The sequence below is a fragment of the Streptomyces sp. NPDC041108 genome, assembly GCF_055592645.1.
This window is the reverse complement of the sequence record NZ_JBVIYK010000004.1, coordinates 440,268-454,618: the sequence shown is the minus strand read 5'-3', so window position 1 is coordinate 454,618 and position 14,351 is coordinate 440,268. Positions and strand designations below refer to the sequence as shown.

The 14,351-nt window shown below is 70.7% G+C and carries 14 protein-coding genes; 4 read left to right on the top strand and 10 right to left on the bottom strand.

Annotated elements, in window-relative coordinates; genetic code table 11:
- Positions 1-31 precede the first annotated feature (31 nt).
- A complete protein-coding gene (locus tag ACZ6BB_RS15205) occupies positions 32-1,489 on the bottom strand; it encodes a benzaldehyde dehydrogenase (RefSeq protein WP_471615650.1) in 1,458 nt (485 codons plus the stop codon).
- Between the two features lie 160 nt (positions 1,490-1,649).
- Between ACZ6BB_RS15205 and ACZ6BB_RS15200 the strand changes: the two genes are divergently transcribed.
- Both ACZ6BB_RS15200 and ACZ6BB_RS15195 read left to right on the top strand, forming a co-directional pair.
- Positions 1,650-2,120: a VOC family protein gene (locus tag ACZ6BB_RS15200; protein ID WP_050789665.1), complete on the top strand. Its 471-nt coding sequence runs from the start codon at positions 1,650-1,652 to the stop codon at positions 2,118-2,120.
- Positions 2,117-2,881, top strand: a complete 765-nt coding sequence (locus ACZ6BB_RS15195; RefSeq protein WP_471615649.1) for a glucose 1-dehydrogenase — start codon at positions 2,117-2,119, stop codon at positions 2,879-2,881. Before ACZ6BB_RS15200 ends, ACZ6BB_RS15195 begins: the two co-directional genes overlap by 4 nt.
- 346 nt (positions 2,882-3,227) lie before the next feature.
- Here the strand turns inward: ACZ6BB_RS15195 and ACZ6BB_RS15190 are convergent, their stop codons facing one another.
- Entirely contained in the window at positions 3,228-4,076 is an 849-nt protein-coding gene (locus ACZ6BB_RS15190; protein WP_471615648.1) for an SDR family NAD(P)-dependent oxidoreductase, read from the bottom strand.
- A gap of 148 nt (positions 4,077-4,224) precedes the next feature.
- Between ACZ6BB_RS15190 and ACZ6BB_RS15185 the strand changes: the two genes are divergently transcribed.
- Positions 4,225-5,124, top strand: coding sequence for a TetR/AcrR family transcriptional regulator (locus ACZ6BB_RS15185; protein WP_471615647.1), 900 nt, complete (start codon positions 4,225-4,227; stop codon positions 5,122-5,124).
- On the opposite strand, the gene ACZ6BB_RS15180 is transcribed toward ACZ6BB_RS15185, so the two are convergent.
- Positions 5,081-5,671, bottom strand: a complete 591-nt coding sequence (locus tag ACZ6BB_RS15180) for a TetR/AcrR family transcriptional regulator (protein ID WP_471615646.1) — start codon at positions 5,669-5,671, stop codon at positions 5,081-5,083. The genes ACZ6BB_RS15185 and ACZ6BB_RS15180 overlap by 44 nt on opposite strands.
- Before the next feature lie 105 nt (positions 5,672-5,776).
- Here ACZ6BB_RS15180 and ACZ6BB_RS15175 point away from each other — a divergent pair, with 105 nt between their 5' ends.
- On the top strand, positions 5,777-6,094 hold the full coding sequence (locus tag ACZ6BB_RS15175) for a hypothetical protein (RefSeq protein WP_471615645.1): 318 nt from the start codon (positions 5,777-5,779) through the stop codon (positions 6,092-6,094).
- 123 nt (positions 6,095-6,217) lie between these two features.
- Here the strand turns inward: ACZ6BB_RS15175 and ACZ6BB_RS15170 are convergent, their stop codons facing one another.
- The 7 genes from ACZ6BB_RS15170 to ACZ6BB_RS15140 form a co-directional block, all read right to left on the bottom strand.
- Positions 6,218-7,828 carry an FAD-binding oxidoreductase gene (locus ACZ6BB_RS15170; protein WP_470790012.1) on the bottom strand — a complete coding sequence of 537 codons (1,611 nt, stop codon included), beginning with the start codon at positions 7,826-7,828 and terminating at the stop codon, positions 6,218-6,220.
- A complete protein-coding gene (locus ACZ6BB_RS15165) occupies positions 7,825-8,574 on the bottom strand; it encodes an ABC transporter ATP-binding protein (protein ID WP_470790014.1) in 750 nt (249 codons plus the stop codon). Before ACZ6BB_RS15165 ends, ACZ6BB_RS15170 begins: the two co-directional genes overlap by 4 nt.
- Positions 8,571-9,287 (bottom strand): ABC transporter ATP-binding protein, encoded by a 717-nt coding sequence (locus ACZ6BB_RS15160; protein WP_469500698.1) that lies wholly within the window; start codon positions 9,285-9,287, stop codon positions 8,571-8,573. Before ACZ6BB_RS15160 ends, ACZ6BB_RS15165 begins: the two co-directional genes overlap by 4 nt.
- On the bottom strand, positions 9,284-10,360 hold the full coding sequence (locus ACZ6BB_RS15155) for a branched-chain amino acid ABC transporter permease (RefSeq protein ID WP_471615644.1): 1,077 nt from the start codon (positions 10,358-10,360) through the stop codon (positions 9,284-9,286). The genes ACZ6BB_RS15160 and ACZ6BB_RS15155 overlap by 4 nt, the downstream gene beginning before the upstream one ends.
- 3 nt (positions 10,361-10,363) lie before the next feature.
- Positions 10,364-11,233 carry a branched-chain amino acid ABC transporter permease gene (locus ACZ6BB_RS15150; protein ID WP_471615643.1) on the bottom strand — a complete coding sequence of 290 codons (870 nt, stop codon included), beginning with the start codon at positions 11,231-11,233 and terminating at the stop codon, positions 10,364-10,366.
- Positions 11,234-11,267: 34 nt separating this feature from the next.
- On the bottom strand, positions 11,268-12,599 hold the full coding sequence (locus ACZ6BB_RS15145) for an ABC transporter substrate-binding protein (RefSeq protein WP_471615642.1): 1,332 nt from the start codon (positions 12,597-12,599) through the stop codon (positions 11,268-11,270).
- A 73-nt stretch (positions 12,600-12,672) separates the two neighbouring features.
- Positions 12,673-14,283, bottom strand: a complete 1,611-nt coding sequence (locus ACZ6BB_RS15140; protein WP_471615641.1) for an FAD-binding oxidoreductase — start codon at positions 14,281-14,283, stop codon at positions 12,673-12,675.
- Between the last annotated feature and the right edge of the window lie 68 nt (positions 14,284-14,351).

The following is a 14,351-nucleotide window of genomic DNA, read 5'->3' as shown; positions in this document are numbered from 1 at the left end:
CTGTTCTGGCGTGCTGGTTACGGGTGTCCGGTCAGAAGGGGTAGGGGGCGATCCGGGGGCGCGCGGTGAGCCACTGGGTCTCGGTGAAGGCCTCGATGTTGGCCTCGGGGCCGCCGAAGCGCGACCCGGTACCGGAGGCGCCGACGCCGCCGAAGGGGGCGTTCGCCTCGTCGGAGACGGTCTGCTCGTTGATGTGGACGATGCCGCTGGGAACCGCGTCCGCGATAGCCATGGCGTCGCCGACGTCACCGAGGATGCCGAGGGAGAGCCCGTACTCGCTCTCGGACGCGAGAGCGATGGCCTCCTGCGTCGTGGCGAAGGGCACGACGGGCGCCACGGGGCCGAACACCTCGTCCGTCCAGGCGGGCATCGCCGGGGTAACGGCCGCCAGCACGGTCGGGGCGTAGAAGAGGCCCTGGTAGGTGCCGCCGGCGGCGAGCCGGGCGCCGGCGGTCACGGTCCGCCGCACGAGGTCGTCGACGCGCCCGAGCTGCCGGTCGTCGATGAGCGGGCCCAGCGCGACCTCACCGGACGCCGGGTCGCCGACGGGCAGGTGGGCGGCCTTGGCGGACAGGGCTTCCACGTAGGCGTCGTGCAGGCTTTCGTGGACCAGGTGGCGGCCGGTGGACATGCATATCTGGCCCTGGTGCATGAAGGAGCCGAAGGCGCCGGCGGAGGCGGCCAGCGCCAGGTCCGCGCCGGGCAGCACGATGAGGGCGTTGTTCCCGCCGAGTTCCAGGTGCGTGCGCTTGAGATGGCGGGCACCCAGCTCTCCGACCCGGCGGCCCGCCGCCGTGGATCCGGTGAAGGAGACGACGCGGACCTCGGGAGCGGTCACCACGGCCTCGCCCACGTCGGCGCCGCCTGGCAGTAGTTGGAGGAGTCCCTCCGGCAGACCGGCTTCCTGGAAGATCCGTACGAGGGCGACTCCGCCGCACACCGCCGTGCGCGGGTCGGGCTTGAGGAGTACCGCGTTGCCCAGCGCGAGGGCCGGGGCGACGGAACGGATGGACAGGATGACCGGGAAGTTGAAGGGTGCGATGACGCTGACCACGCCCGCCGGGCGGCGCCGGGCGAAGCTCCAGCGTGCCTCGTCGGACGGCAGCACAGTGCCGTGCGGATGGCTGGGCAGCGCGGCGGCCTCGTAGCACTCCTGGGCGGCGATGTGGGTCTCCAGCGCCGCCTTGGAGCGGATGGCGCCGCTCTCGCGGACGATCCAGTCCTGGATCTCCTCGGCGTGCGCCTCCCACAGCGCGCCGGCCCTGCGCAGGACGGCGGCCCGCTCCCCGGGCGGCCGGGCCGCCCACTGTGCCTGCGCGGCCGCCGCTCGGGTGGCGGCCTTGCGCGCGTCCTCCGCGTCGGCCATCCCGATGGCGCCGAGCGGGTCCCCGGTGGCGGGCTCGATGACCGGGGCGGTCCCGCCGGAACCGCCGGACCAGCCGTCGGCAAAGATCTTCGCAGTCCATGTGTTCGCGTCGAGAAGGCTCACGATGCACTCCCTGAAGTGATTAGACTTCACAGTATTGTCGTGTGTTTCAATTTCGCAAGACCTGTGCACGGATGGTCCTTCCACCTGCAGAAGTCTTGTTGCCGACATCGCCAGACTGCTTAGATGTCTTAGATTGTTGACTACTCCACAGGAGGCAGCGATGTGCTCGATGCACCCTACGGCGGCAGCGGCACCCCAGGCCTCGGCCGCAACCACGGCCATCGACCATGTCGGACTGTCGGTCCGTGATCTCGACGCGGCCGTCGTCTTCTACACCAAAGCCCTCGGACTCACCGAGGAGTTCCGCTTCGAGGTCGAGGACCAGCGCATGCGTGCTGTGGTGCTGCGCGCCGCCGACGGCTACGCGGTGGAGCTCATGTCCCGCCCCGATTCGGTCCCCTCGCCCCCCGCGTCCGACCCGAACACGGCCGTACTGCGCCAGGGTTACGGGCATTTCTGCCTTCGGGTGAGCGACTTGGACGGCCTCTACGACCGAGTGCTCGCCGCGGGCGCCTCAGTGATCGTGCCACCGGGCCCGGCCCCCCACCCCGATGTCCGCTTCGGCTATCTCGCCGATCCTGAAGGCAACCTGATCGAGCTGATCCAGATTCGCGAGGGAGCAACGCTGTGACCGGCACACCGGTCATGGAGGGGAAGTCCGGACTGGTGACGGGCGGCGCCGGCGGTATCGGCCGGGCCAGCGCGCTCGCCTTCGCACGGGCGGGTGCCGCGGTGCTTGTCAGCGACCTGGAGAGCTGCCGGGACGGCGGGGAGCAGACGGTCGAGCTGATCGGGAAGGAGGGAGGCCGTGCCCGCTTCGTTCCCTGCGATGTCACCCGCGAAGCGGACCAGGAACGGCTGGTCGCCGAAACCGTACGAGCTTACGGGCGGCTGGACTTCGCGCTGAACAACGCCGGCGTCGAGCACCAGGCGAGCCTCGTCGACATGGAGGCCGCCGACTTCGACCGGGTCATCGCCGTCAACCTCAAGGGCGTCTGGCTGGGGCTGAAGCACCAGATCCGGCAGATGCTCGCCCAGGGCGGCACCGGCGCGATCGTCAACACATCCTCGCTGGCCGGGCTGGTGTCGCCGCCGCTGCTCGGAGCGTACGTGGCGAGCAAGCACGGTGTGCTCGGCCTCACCAAGACGGCCGCCGTGGAGTACGCCGAGTCCGGAATCCGGGTGAACGCCGTGTGTCCTGCCTCCATTCGCACACCGCTCATGGACGCGCTGACGGACGATCAGCTTGCCCAGTGGGTCAGCCGCATGGCCATCAAGCGGCTCGGTGAACCGGAGGAGGTCGCGGCGGCGGTGGTGTGGCTCTGCTCGGACCAGGCGAGCTTCGTGACGGGGGTCGGTCTGCCGGTCGACGCGGGGGCGTCGGCGATGTGAACCCTCCGGCGGAGGATGACGTGCCTGTTCTTGAGTTGACTCAGGAGTAGTTGACGAGATCCCGTCCGATCGGAAGATCGGGCGGGATCTTCGCTGCGCCACAACCGCGACCGTGCCCTGCTGGCGTTCTGGGTCTCCAACGGGGCGCGGGCGGAGGAACTTCTGACGTGCCGGCAGCGGGATGCTCTGCCCGGTGAGCAGCTGCTGGGGGTGGTGCGGAAGGGGGCGCGGGCGCATCAGCAGGTGCCGTCGTCAGCCGACGCGTTCGTGTGGCCGCGCCTGTATCAGGAGGGGGCGTGGTGGCCTTACCCCACACAAGATCACCAACAGAGTCCCGGTATTGAGTTCAGGCCGCCTCGGGAACCGGGAAGCTGCGGCGCATCAGGGCGTCGAAGGCGGCGTCGGGGAGCAGGCGCTTGGCCAGCATGGTGGCGCGGGCGAGCGCGCCGATCGCGTACCGGGCGCGGGGCTTGGCGGTGGTGGCGGCGCGGACGATCACCTTGGTGGCGGCCTCGGCGGGGACGGCGCCGCTGCGGCGGGTGAAGGCGTGGTTGGCGTACATGTCGGCGAGCCTGGCGCGGAAGCCGGCGTACGGGTCGGCGGCGTCCGTGGCGGGGGCCATGGTGTCGACCGCGGTGGTGCTGAACTCGGTGATGGTGGGCCCGGGTTGGACGACGACGACCTCGACGCCGAAGGGCGCGACCTCCAGGCGCAGCGAGTCGCTGATCGCCTCCACGGCGTGCTTGCTGGCGTGGTAGAAGGCGCCGCCGGGAGGGGAGAAGCGGCCGGCCATGGAGGAGAGGTTGACGATCCGGCCGTGCCCGGCGCGGCGCATGCCCGGCAGCACCAACTGGGCCATCCGGACCAGGCCGAAGACGTTGGTGTCGAACTGGGCGCGGACCTCGGCCGGGGTGGCGGACTCCACGGGCAGGTGCAGCCCGAATCCGGCGTTGTTGATCAGGATGTCGACGCTGCCGTGCTCGGCCTCGACGGCGGCCACCGCGTCCGCCATCGACTGCTCGTCGGTGACGTCGAGCGGCAGGGTGGATATGCCGAGAGCGGCCAGGTCGGCCAGGGTCTCGGGGCGGCGGGCGGTGGCGTACACGCGGTGGCCGAGCCGGTGCAGGGCCAGCGCGGCCTGCCGGCCCATGCCGGAGGAGCAGCCGGTGATCAGGATGGTCCGGGGCGGGGTCATGGGGTGGCCTTTCGGTGCAGGAGGTCCCGGACGGCGGCTTTGGCGCGGTCCAGGTCATCGGTGGGGAGGGGGTCGAGGCCGCCGGGGCGGTCGAGTTTCATCCTAAGCTAAGTTTGCAGCGGACTGCAACATTGCGGCGGGCTGTAACTTGCAAGCGTTCTGCGAGCAAGGTCTGCGGGAGCGCGGTAAGGCAAGGCGCAGCGAGGCGGTCATCCGTGCGGCCTTCGAGTTGTTCGCCGAGCAGGGCTACGACGCCACGACGGTCGCCGAGATCGCGGAACGGGCCGAGGTCTCGCCGCGCACGGTGGCCCTGTACTTCCGTTCCAAGCAGGACATCGCCATGTCCAAGTTCAGCGAGGGCGCGGACCGGCTGGCCGAGGCGATGCGTGAGCGGAGCCCCGATGAGCGTGCGGTGGACGTCCTCGGGCGGTGGCTGCTGGCGGAACACGAGTCGGGCGACGACGAGATGATGGAACTGGAACGCCGCATGTTCGTCGCCAACCCCGAGTTGGCGGCGCTGCGGACGGCACGGATGGACGCTGCCGTCCGCGAATCGACCAGAGTCGTCGCCGCGGACCTCGGCGTCGAGGGTCGGGCCATCATCATCGAGCCGTACCGCTGCGCACCACACCGCGCGGACACCGCACCGGCCCCGCCCCGGGTGCGCCCCGCCGCGTTCCAGCTCACCCGGGCGAACCGACGACCGGCCGCACCACCGGCCGCCGGCAGCGCACCCCGCGCTCCGCCTCGCCTTCGCGATCCCCGCGGCCTTGGCCCTCCTCCCGCTGGTGACCGCTCGCGCTTTCGCCCACGGGGTGCACCACTCCTGAAAATGTGGAGAGCCGGCGTGCGGTGCCAGTGCCGCGGCAGGCAACCTTCGCCCCGTCGCGACGCTTCCCCCGGCCCCAAGGGGGGTGGGGAGGTGCCCCATGCACGCTCGCCCAGCCTTCGACAGGGAGGCGCCCCTTCGCCGCAACTGGCCGAAAACCCAAGGGCACCCGGCGCTAGCCGGCGTCCCGGGGAAGGGACTCGATGGCCGCCTCGATGAGGCGCAGGGCGACCACCGCGGCCCGTTCGAGGTCGGACTCCTCGCCGCCCGTGAAGAGCTCGATGATGATGGCGGTCGCCGCGACGGCCACCATCCGGGGGCCGACGGAATCCGGGGCGACGCCGAGGTCCGCGGCGACGACTCTGGTCGATTCGCGGACGGCAGCGTCCATCCGTGCCGTCCGCAGCGCCGCCAACTCGGGGTTGGCGACGAACATGCGGCGTTCCAGTTCCATCATCTCGTCGTCGCCCGACTCGTGTTCCGCCAGCAGCCACCGCCCGAGGACGTCCACCGCACGCTCATCGGGGCTCCGCTCACGCATCGCCTCGGCCAGCCGGTCCGCGCCCTCGCTGAACTTGGACATGGCGATGTCCTGCTTGGAACGGAAGTGCAGGGCCACCGTGCGCGGCGAGACCTCGGCCCGTTCCGCGATCTCGGCGACCGTCGTGGCGTCGTAGCCCTGCTCGGCGAACAACTCGAAGGCCGCACGGATGACCGCCTCGCTGCGCCTTGCCTTACCGCGCTCCCGCAGACCTTGCTTCACCATGGCGCCAAGATTACTGCAAAGTTACAGCCCCTCGCAATGTTACAGTCTGCTGCAAATTTAACTTAGGCTGCAGCCGTCTCGACGGATCGGCGACAGGGAACAGTCATGGCTGGAAAGTTGTACGCACGCGGCCGGTGGGCGGCGCGCCGCCGGCGCTGGGTGGTGGTGGGCTGGCTGCTGCTCGCGGTGGTGGGCGGGCTCCGGATCGCCCTCCACGGGAACCTCTCCACGCAGCTCAGCGTGCCGGGGATCGAGGCGCAGCGGGCCACGGACCTGCTGAAGAAGGAGTTTCCGGAGGCCGCCGGGCCCGACGCGCGTGTGGTGTTCGCCGCGCCGCCCGGTGTGACGCTGCTCGGCGGGAAGGAGCAGGCCGCGATCGCCTCGAGCCTGCACAACGCCGCCTCGGTGCCCGGGGTGCTCTGACGAGGCAAGTGCCGGGCGGGACCCGCGAGTTCGGGCCCCCGGCACTCTTGTGTCCGAACACCTCTGCGTGAGGCACGTCGGGCCCGCGGCCTGGTGCCGCGGGCCCGACTCACGTATGTGCTGTCAGCGCAGCGCCCGCGCCCTGATCCCCTGCTTGCCGGGCGAGAAGATGCCCTGCGGGTCGAGGCAGTCCTTGACGGTTTCGTTGAAGCGGCGCTGGGCGTGGCCGCCGAAGTCGAAGGTGTCGGCGACAGCGTCCATGTGGCGCAGGTGTGTGCGGTAGACGCCGTAGCCGCGGCGGGCGCCTTCCGGGATGAGCCGGCCGATCACGTCGTACGCGTGCCGGGTCTGCGCCGCGTCGGCCGTGTTGAACCACAACGAGGTGATGTTGACGAAGGCGCGCGGGGTGAGCATCAGGGAGGTGGCGTAGTCCAGGCCTTCGGCCGCGAGGGCGGAGCGCAGCCAGCGGTTCTGCTCCAGCGCCTCCTCGCCGGTGAGCGGGGCGACGGGGGAATAGTCGAGGTGGCCGCCCACGCCGTGTTCGTCCCAGCTGAGGTTGTCCAGCAGGTCGAGCGTGGGGACGCCGGCCTGGGTGGTGTCGGACTGGTGCCGGATGCGCGGCAGGGCGGCGGCCGGCCCGTCCGGGACCGGTTCGACGGGCGCCGTGAGCCGGTCGACGGCGGTGGCGCCGTCGTATGCGCGAGCGGTGAGGCGGGCGCCGGGGATGGCCTCGAAGGCGCGGCGGCAGATCTCGTACTGCTGCTCCACGATTTCCGCGTGGCCGTACAGGGCGAAGCGCATGTACCAGCGGCCCGTGTCCGTCTCGCGGGCTATACGGTCGATGGCCTCCTCCGGAAGCGCGCCCTCTCCCCGGTACCAGTACTCGCGGGGGACACCGCTGAGCGCGCCGCCGACGAGCATCGTGTTGTACGCGATGGGGTAGTTGGGGATGGTGCGGTCCAGGAGCAGCGGGCGGACGGTGTCGACGAGGGCGACGATGTCCTCCTCGCGATCGACCCGCACGTCGCAGGACATGTACACCTCGGGCTGCGGTACGAGCCAGCAGCCCATCTTGGTGACGACGCCGTAGTTGGACTGCATGAACATCCCGTCGGCCGACGGACCGAAGCCGGGCTTGCGCACGGGCCAGGACGGGTTGCCCTCCATGGCGCCCATGCCGGTACGCAGCAGGGAGCCGTCAGCGAGGACGACCTCCATGCCGCTCTGGCGGCCGGGGTGGTCGCCGAGCGGGGTGAAGCCGACGCCGTGATCGAGGCAGTTGCCGATGACGCTGCCCCAGCCGAGGTCGGGGATGGAGGGCCACAGGGCGAGGCCGCGCCGCCGGATCTCCTCGAAGAGGTCGAAGAAGCGCACACCGGGCTCGACCACGCAGTACGCGAGGTCTTCGTCCAGTTCGAGGATGCGGTTCATGCGACGCAGGCTGACCGAGACCGAGCCGGTGGTGGCCGGGGCCGGACCGCCGTATCCGTTGTTGCGGCCCTGGGAGAACGTCCACAGCGGCAGGCTGTGTTCGCCGGCGATCCGGACGACGGCCTGGACCTCCTCGACGGTCGCGGGCGAGACGACAGCGGAGGGGATGTGCTCCTGCCAGGAGGCGTGGGCGTAGGGATCGCGGTACGGCAGCAGGTCCTCGGGGCGGTGCAGGACATGCTCCGGGCCGAGGGCGGCGGAGAGAGCGGCCAGAGCGTCGGCGGAGAGGGGCGGTCGGGTCATGACGGGGAGTCCTCGGCATTCGTGCGCAGCAGGTACGCGGCGCTCAGCTTCTCGGGGTTGTCCTTGAGCTCCTGTGCCGTGCCGCTGAAGCGGATGCGGCCGCCCTCCAGGATGTGGGCGGTGGTGGCCAGGGCGAGGGCGACGTGTGCGAACTGCTCGATGAGCAGGACGGCCGTGCCGGCGGCGGCGACGTCGGCCAGGACCGGCATCAGACGCTTCACCACGACCGGCGCCAGGCCCAGCGACAGCTCGTCCACGACCAGCACGGACGGCCGGGAGGCGAGTGCCTGGGCCAGGACGACCATCTGCTGCTGCCCGCCGGACAGGGCACGGGCGGGGGTGTGCCAGCGTTGCCTCAGCTCGGGGAAGAGCTCCAGCGCGTACTCGACTCCGGTCCGGCGGGCCTCTCGGCCGAGGGCGTAGACCGCGGCGTGCAGGTTGTCACGGACGGTCAGGCTGGGCAGCAGCCGCCGTCCTTCGGGTACGACTGCCACCCCGGCCGCCCGCACCTTCTCGGGCCGGCGTCCCGTCAGCTCGCGCTCGCCGAGCAGGAGGCGCCCGCCGGTGGGGCGCAGGATGCCGCCGAGCGCGAGGACCAGGGTGGACTTGCCCGCGCCGTTGGGACCGAGGAGAGCGGTGACCTCTCCGGCGGGGATGTCGAGACGTACGTCGTGCAGCACGGTCCGGCTTCCGCGCACGACACGGAGCTCTTCGACGTGCAGCGCGGGCGCGGTGGTGACGGTCATGCGATCTCCTCGGTACCGAGGTAGGCCCGCACGACATGCTCGTCGCGCAGGACCTCCTGGGTGGGACCGGCGGCGACGATCCGGCCGAAGTCGAGCACGGCGGTGACGTCGCAGCAGGCAGACACCAGGCTCATGTCGTGGTCGACCAGTACGGTCATGGCGTCCAGCTCCGCCGGGATGCGGCGGATCACGGCACCGATCCGGCCCGTCTCCTCGTCCGGCAGCCCCGCGGCGGGCTCGTCGAGCAGGACCACGCGGGGGCGGCCGACGACCGCACGGGCGAGCTCGACCAGCCGTCGTTCTCCCGCGCCCAGGGCGCCGACCGGGGCCGTGGGGCTGACGGAAAGGCCGACGAACTCCAGGGCGGTGAGCACGTCGCGGTGGCGGTCGCGGCGGTGGCCACCGGTGTGCTCGTGGACCATGGCCACGTTGTCGTACACCGACAGCTGCTCGATCGCCTGCTCGGTCTGGAAGGTGCGGCGCAGCCCCCAGCGGGCCCGGCGGTGGCCCGGCAGGGCCAGCAGGTCGTCACCGAATGCCAGGACGCGGCCGGTCGCCGGGGTGACGAAGCCGCTGAGTACGTTGAAGAAGGTGGTCTTGCCGGCGCCGTTGGGGCCGATCAGGCCGCAGGCGCCGCCGGGCAGCGTCAGATCCACGGCCTGGATGGGGGTGACGCCGCCGAAGCGTACGGTCAGCTCCCTGATCTCGATCATGACGTGGTCCTCCGCACCCGGACCCGGGCACCCAGCCGGGCCAGGTCCCGGCTCAGCTGGCCGACGATGCCCTCCGGCGAGGTGACCAGTGTCTGCACGAGGCCCACCCCGAAGACGATCAGCAGGACGTTGCCGCTGACCCCCCAGGTGTCGAGCAGGGCGGGCATCGCCTTCAGCAGCAGCCCTGCCACGACGGCTCCGGCGAAGTGGTACATGCCCGCCATCAGCAGGGCGGCCAGCAGAGTGATCGACTCCTGCGGGGGGAACTGGTAGACCGTCAGCCCGCCCGCGCTGGCTGCCAGGAGGGCCCCGGCCACACCGGTCATGAAGCACGCCAGGGCGAAGGCCCACAGCTTGTACAGGGTGACGTTGATCCCGGCGGCCACCGCCGCGTGCTCGCTCTGCCGGATCGCCGCCCAGGCCCTGCCCGGCCTGCCCCGGGTATGGGCGATGGCCAGCAGGAACATCAGGGCACAGACCACGACCGTGTAGCGGAAGTACGCGGTGTCGCCGGCGGCGACGGCGGGCCGGGCCAGCGGCACGGTGCCGGATTTCACGGGGTCGTAGCCGAGGAAGCCGGGTCCGCCGTTGGGGAAGTTGATGTTGGTCAGCACGATGGTGACCGCGGCGGCCAGCATGAGGGTGATCAGGGCCAGGTACAGGCCGGACAGCCGCAGGGCCGGAAGCCCGATGACGATCCCGATCAGACCGGTCACCACACCGGTGGCCAGCACTACCAGCCAGAACGGCAACGCGCCGGTCTGGCCCAGCCGCTGCGCGGTCCAGCCGCCGACCGCGAGCATCGCGATCTGGCCCAGTGAGATCAGCCCGACCCGCCCGTACAGCACGCTCAGACCCAGGGCCGCGACCGAGAACACCGCCGCGGCGGTGAGGACCTGGATCCAGTACGCGCTGGTGAACAGCGGCAGCAGGAGTGCGGCCGCCGCCGCCACACCGGCCGGCCAGGCCGCTGCCGACAGGGGCTGTCGCAGCCCGTGCCCGATGGCTGCCGTCGGGTGCCGCGCTTGGCCGCCCGGTGCGGTGGCGCGGTGCGCGTCTTCGAGGACGTTCATTCGTCAGACCCTTGTCTGTGACGGGCGGCGGACGGCCATGACCAGCACGACCGCTATCGCCACCAGGAACGGCGTCATGGACCGGTAGGAGGACAGGCTCGCCACGGAAGTGAGCAGGGACTGGGCGACCCCGATGACCAGGCCGGCAGCCAGCGTGGTCCACAGCGACTCCAGCCGTCCGACGAGGGCGGCGGCCAGCCCCGAGATGATCAGGAACGTCAGCCCGGTGATGTCGAGGCCGACCAGGTTGGACAGCACGATCCCCGCCACGCCGAAGACGACGCCGGAACCCAGCCAGGCGGCCGCCTCCACCCGGCGTACCGGTACGCCCAGCAGCGCGCTGCTCTCCCGGTCGTCGGCCAGCGCGCGCATCGCCGTGCCCAGCGCCGTGCGGTCCAAGGACAGCGCGGTGACGGCGGTGAGCAGCAGGCCGAGCGCCAGGCTGATCAGCTGGGTGCCGTTGACGTGGACGGTGCCGAGGACGATGCCCCAGGCGGTCGTGGGCAGGGAGAGGGAGTAGGTCTGCGCGCCCCAGATCCAGGACATGGTGCCCAGCAGGACGAGCGTCAGACCGAGCGTGGCCGCGGCCTTGACCAGCGGTTCGCGCTGGGCGAGTCGGGGACCGAGGAGCAGGCCGTACAGCAGGGTGATCGCCGCCGACAGCGCCACGCCGAGTGCGGCCGCGGGCCAGACGGACAGGCCCGCGGTGGTGGCCAGGGAGCAGGCGGTGAAGGCACCGACGGCGCCGACCGCTCCGCCCGCCAGATAGAGCACTCCGGTGGTGCGGTACAGGACCACGATGCCGACGCCGGAGAGCGAGAACACACCACCGAGAGCCAGTCCGAGAACGAGGAAGGGCAGAAGGCTCGGCATGGGAGACATCCTGTTCCGATCGGACAGTCGGCGGTCAGCCGAGACCGATCTGCTTCTCGTATGCGCGGATCTCGGCGAATTTGTTGTTCGGGAGGGCGGGCATCTCCGAGCAGTCCTGGGTCTGCGCCCACTGACCGCTCTTCGGAGTGATGGTCCGGGTGGTGTTGTTGGCGGTGTGGAACGCCTGGGTGCCGAAGTACCAGGGCTTGCAGTACAGGTCGGACCGGTAGTCCTTGACACCCTTGAACGCCGCGCCCACGGTGGCGGTGGTGTAGTCGCCGGACTTGATGCTCAGCAGCGCCTGGACGGCAATCCGTGCGGCGGTGAAGCCGAGCTGGCCGAAGTTTCCGAGCTGGGTCTTCGGGGCGTACTTCTGACGCAGCTGGAGATAGAGCTGGTTGTCCGGACCGGGCGAGCCGGCCAGGTTCACCTCGGCGTTGACACCCAGCTTGCCGTCCCAGGCGCTGCCCAGCTGCTGGAGCATGGACTGGTCGTTGCAGCCCGCCGGGCAGCCCCATAGGGCCTGGTCGATCAGGCCCTGCTGCTCGATGGCCTTGAACACTTTCAGCGCCTCACCCGCGTTGAGGTTCGCCACGACACCGCCGCCGGCGCCCGCGGCCTGGGCGGCCTTGAGCGCGAGGCCGTTGGCGTCGGCGATCGGGACGTTCTCCACCCAGGCGGTGACCGGTACGCCGGCCTTCTTGCCGAGCTCCTTGATGCTGGAGTTGACGGCGTTGGAGTCGGGTGTGTTGCTGGTGAAGACGACCAGTTTCTTGGCGCCTTTGTCGAGCAGGTACTGGGCGGTGGCCAGCGCGCTGTAACTTGCGCCGACGTTGACCGGCGCGATGGCGGGGGAGTTGAAGCAGTCGAGGGACAGGCCCGCGTCGATGCCGTAGACGGCCTTCTTCTCGTAGGTCTTGGCGTTGACCGAGCAGTCCAGGACGCTGCTGCTGGCGGTGAAGCCGACGATCTTCTCGGTGTCGATCAGCTTGGTCGCCAGGGACGCGGTCAACTGCGGGTCGAGCGCGTCCTTTTCCACGACGAGCTTCACGGGGCGGCCGTTGATGCCGCCGTTGGCGTTGACGCAGGAGAAGTACGCGTTCGCCATGTCGGTGACGTCGGTGAAGCTCAGCCCGGGGGTGTCAGAGACGATGGCACCGAGCTTGATGGCCGGCCCGGTGGCCGTCTTGCCGTTGCCGAGGCCGCACTTGGAGGCCTTGGACGGCTTCGCGGAGGAGGCCGCGGGGGCGCCGGTGCCGGTGGAGGCGCAGCCGGTGGCCAGCAGGGCCAGGAGGGGTGCGCAGGCGGCGACGGTGAGCACGCGGGTGCTCGTGGATCTGTGCGGGCGATTGCCGTTGGTCTTCACAATGGGCTCCGTTGCTCACGGTGGTCGACTGGGGCGAAGGGGAAGGGAGAGAGGGCGCGCGGGCGGAAGCGGGTCAGCGGCTGGGCGACACGTCGCGCAGGTGGCGCAGTCCGGAAGGCCAGACGCCCTGCTTGCCGGGGGAGAGAATGCCGTGTGGGTCGAGCGCGTCCTTGAGTCGCTCGTTGAAGCGGCGCAGCGCGTGATCGCCGAAGTCGAAGGTGTCGGCGACGGCGTCCATGAAGTCGACGTGCGTGCGGTAGACGCCGTAGCCGGCCCCGGCGAGGGCGCGGACCAGTTCGGGGTAGAGCCGGTAGGCGTCGCCGGTCTGCTTCTCGTCGCAGGGGTTGAAGTAGAGCTGGGCGACGTTGGTGATGTGCCGCTGGCCCAGGATCATGGCGGGGTCGTAGTCCAGCCCGCTGCCGCTCAGCTGGTCGTCCAGCAGGGCATGCACCCGTACGACGTCCTCCCCGCGCAGGGGTGAGACGGTGGAGAAGTCGAGATGGCCGCCTCCCTCGCCGCTGTACCAGGACAGTGCCCGCATCAGGTCCAGGCTGGGGATGCCCGCCTGGACCTGGGCGTTCTGATCTCGGGCGGTGTCGTGTACGGCGTGTCCGGCGAACTTCTCGCCGACGACGTGGACGCCGGGGATGACCGACAGTGCCTTCCTGATCCGGGCGAGGCGGGCGTCGACGATGCCCTCGGTGCCGTACAGCGCGAAGCGCATGTTCCAGCGGCCGAGGCCCATCCGTCGGGCGAGCCGGAGAACCGCGTCCTCGGGTACGGGGCCGGGACCGTCGTACACCTCGGCACGGGTGGGTGCGCCGTCCATGACGGAGGCGATAAAGAGCGGATGGCCGATGGCGGGGTGGTTCTGGAGGGTGCGGTCCAGCAGGAGGGGGCGAAGCGCGTCGATGAGGACGGGCAGGTCCTCCTTGCGGGGCACCTGGACGCCGCCGGAGAGATAGCACTCCGGCTCGGGCATCAACCACACTCCCGCCCGGGTGACGATGGAGAGTCCGGACTGCTTGAACAGACCGTCGGCCGTGGGACCGAAGCCACGGGGGTAAGCGTGCCAGGCACGGTTGCCGGACATCGCGCCCATGCCGGTGCGCAGCAGACTCCCGTCGGGCAGGACGACCTCCAGGCCGCACAGCCGGGCGGCGTGGTCGCCGTCGACGGTGTAGCCGATCCCGTGGTCGAGGGCGTTGCCGATGACGCTGCCCCAGCCGAGGTCGGGGGCGGAGGACCAGACCTTGTGACCGCCGGCCCGCAGGTGGTCGTACAGGTCGAAGAAGCGCACACCGGGCTCGACGACCGCGTAGGCCAGTTCCTCGTTCACTTCGAGGACGCGGTTCATGCGGCGCAGGCTGACCTGCACCGATCCGGGGACGCGGGGGGCGGGTCCGCCGTAGGCGTTGTTTCGGCCCTGGGAGAAGGTCCACAGCGGGACGCGGTGCTCGCCGGCGATGCGGACGACCGCCTGGACCTCTTCGACGGTGGCCGGCATGACGACGGCGGCCGCGGTGTGGTCGCTCCAGCCCGGGTGGGAGAAGGGGTCCCGGAAGTCGTCGACGGTTTCGGGGGCGGTGAGGACCGCGTCCGTGCCGAGCGCCGCGACGAAGGCGTTGGCGGCGGCGTCGGGGAGCGGGCGGACGGTGGTGTGGGAAGGTGGCTGGAAAGGCACGTCGGGCCTCCCGTACATGCGGGCCGACTCGGACCCGCGGGTGCAGAAAAATACTGAGAGATCTAACC

Bases quoted from the DNA above. Each gene is read 5' to 3' on its own strand.
- ACZ6BB_RS15200 (WP_050789665.1), top strand. From the start codon at position 1,650: ATGTGCTCGATGCACCCTACGGCGGCAGCGGCACCCCAGGCCTCGGCC.
- ACZ6BB_RS15190 (WP_471615648.1), bottom strand. From the start codon at position 4,076: ATGACCCCGCCCCGGACCATCCTGATCACCGGCTGCTCCTCCGGCATG.
- ACZ6BB_RS15180 (WP_471615646.1), bottom strand. From the start codon at position 5,671: ATGGTGAAGCAAGGTCTGCGGGAGCGCGGTAAGGCAAGGCGCAGCGAG.
- ACZ6BB_RS15175 (WP_471615645.1), top strand. From the start codon at position 5,777: ATGGCTGGAAAGTTGTACGCACGCGGCCGGTGGGCGGCGCGCCGCCGG.
- ACZ6BB_RS15170 (WP_470790012.1), bottom strand. From the start codon at position 7,828: ATGACCCGACCGCCCCTCTCCGCCGACGCTCTGGCCGCTCTCTCCGCC.
- ACZ6BB_RS15165 (WP_470790014.1), bottom strand. From the start codon at position 8,574: ATGACCGTCACCACCGCGCCCGCGCTGCACGTCGAAGAGCTCCGTGTC.
- ACZ6BB_RS15160 (WP_469500698.1), bottom strand. From the start codon at position 9,287: ATGATCGAGATCAGGGAGCTGACCGTACGCTTCGGCGGCGTCACCCCC.
- ACZ6BB_RS15155 (WP_471615644.1), bottom strand. From the start codon at position 10,360: ATGAACGTCCTCGAAGACGCGCACCGCGCCACCGCACCGGGCGGCCAA.
- ACZ6BB_RS15150 (WP_471615643.1), bottom strand. From the start codon at position 11,233: ATGCCGAGCCTTCTGCCCTTCCTCGTTCTCGGACTGGCTCTCGGTGGT.